Source organism: Streptomyces sp. C (assembly GCF_000158895.1).
Lineage (GTDB): Bacteria > Actinomycetota > Actinomycetes > Streptomycetales > Streptomycetaceae > Streptomyces > Streptomyces racemochromogenes.
Genome location: NZ_GG657750.1, coordinates 6,982,798 through 6,984,742 on the forward strand (window position 1 = coordinate 6,982,798; position 1,945 = coordinate 6,984,742).

Annotated in this window: 2 pseudogenes; both read right to left on the reverse strand. The window is 74.8% G+C overall.

From position 1 onward, the window contains the following. A pseudogene (locus SSNG_RS31270) lies at positions 1-1,324 on the reverse strand (DEAD/DEAH box helicase family protein); the annotation flags it as partial. Positions 1,325-1,419: 95 nt separating this feature from the next. Continuing rightward, positions 1,420-1,945: pseudogene (locus SSNG_RS31275) on the reverse strand (CAP domain-containing protein); the annotation flags it as partial.

Here is a 1,945-nt window from a genome sequence, read left to right on the forward strand (position 1 = left end):
TCCCCGGGCCCCAGCAGCACCGGCACCACCAGCGAGGCCACCTTCCCCTCGCCCGGCCGTATCCGCAGCGCCCGGCCCACCGCCTGCACCAGGTCCGGCATGGAACCGCGCACGTCCGCCCAGAAGACGGAGTCGCACTCCTTGGTGTCCACCCCCTCGCCCAGCACCCGCACGCTGCCCAGGAACGCCTTGTCCGCGACCCGGTCCGCGGCGAACGCCTCCAGCACCCGCCGCCGGTGCGCGGCCGTGTGCTGCCCGCACAGCCAGTCCGCCCAGACCGTGCGCGGATACACCGGCTGCGCCGACCGGCTGGTCACCCGCATCCGGGCCGCGACCGCCGGAAGCCCCGCCGCGAACGCCTCGGCCTCCTTCGTCAGGTGATGGAACACCAGCGTCCGCCGGAAGCCCTGGTCCGCCGCCGCCTTCACCAGGGCCGCCTGGAGCGCCGCCAGCCGCATCCCCCGCACCCGGTCCGAGCGGCCGTCGGCGCCCAGCAGCACCGCCGACTGGAACCCCGGGTCGCTGACGTCCACGCACACCACCCGGTACGGGGCGCAGACGCCCCGGTCGATGGCCTCCGACAGGGACAGGGTGTAGCAGCGGGCGCCGAACGGCCCCTGGGGATCGTCCTCCATGGACGCGACCAGCTCGCCCCGCCCCCGAGGCTCCGCGCCGCCGGCCCTCTCGGCCGCGAACGCGCCCTCCCCGGCCTCCTCCTCCGGCTCCTCGGCCTCCTCGCTGTCCTCGCCGTCGCGCCACACCCGGGGCGTGGCCGTCATGTACAGCCGCCGCACGGAGGGGATCCGGGCGTTGTCGTGCACCACCGCCCAGGGCTTGCCGATCCTGCCCGAGGTGCGGTGCGCCTCGTCGACCACGATCAGGTCCCAGGACGGCAGCCCCGCCAGGTGCGCCCCCTCGATGGTGCCCAGGCCCAGCGAGGCGTACGTGGCGAACACCGTCAGCCGCTCCACCGGCCGCGACCCCCACCGGGCCAGCTGCCCCGGGGCGGTCGTGGTCGGCACCCCCACGTCCTCGCCGCGCAGCGAGCACACCGCGAGCGCCCGGCCGGTACGGCCGCTCCTCCCGCCAGGCGGCGACGGTCTGCACGAGCAGATCGAGGGAGGGGACCAGCACGAGCACCCGGCCCGCCCGCAGTTCCTCGGCCGAGCGCACGGTTTACCAGGGACTTCCCGGACCCGGTCGCCATGATCACCTGGGTCCGCAGGCCCCGCTCGGGCACCCGCCCGGTGGCGGGCAGCTGGAGCGCGCGCACGACCGCGTCGACGGCCTCACGCTGATGAGGGCGCAGCTCCTGCTTCGGCATACACCCCACCTCACCCGCGTTGATCTGCTCGTTCCGCTCCAGCCCCCATCTTGCCCGGATTCTGAGTCAAAAAGCAGCAGGGGCGGCGGGTCGGGTCAGCGCGCCCCGAAGTTCTGCGTCCACCAGGGGCCGCCGGAACCGGTGTGGATGCCCACGCCGATGTCCTTGAAGGAGCAGTTGAGGATGTTCGCCCGGTGGCCCGGGCTCTTCATCCAGGAGTCCATGACGGCCTGCGCGGTCTGCTGGCCCTTGGCGATGTTCTCCCCGTACGTCGACCACCGGTACCCGGCGGCCGTCGTCCGCGCCCCCGGGTCGGCACCGTCGGGGTTGGTGTGGTCGAAGAAGTCCCGCCGCGCCATGTCGTCGGAGTGCCCCTGGGCGGCGTTGCGCAGCTGCGCGTCCTCCTTCAGCGGGCCGCAGCCGGCCGCCGCGCGCTCCTGGTTGACCAGGGCGATGACCTGCCCCGCCACGCCTGCAGGAGCCGGGCCCGGAGCCGGCGGGGCCGGGGGCTTCGCGGTGCTCTTCGCCGGCGCGGGAGCCGCCGAGGTCTTCTGGTCCTCGCCGAGGCCGACGGAGAGGCCGAAGCGCAACCGAGCACGACGGCGAGCCCGACGCCGAAGC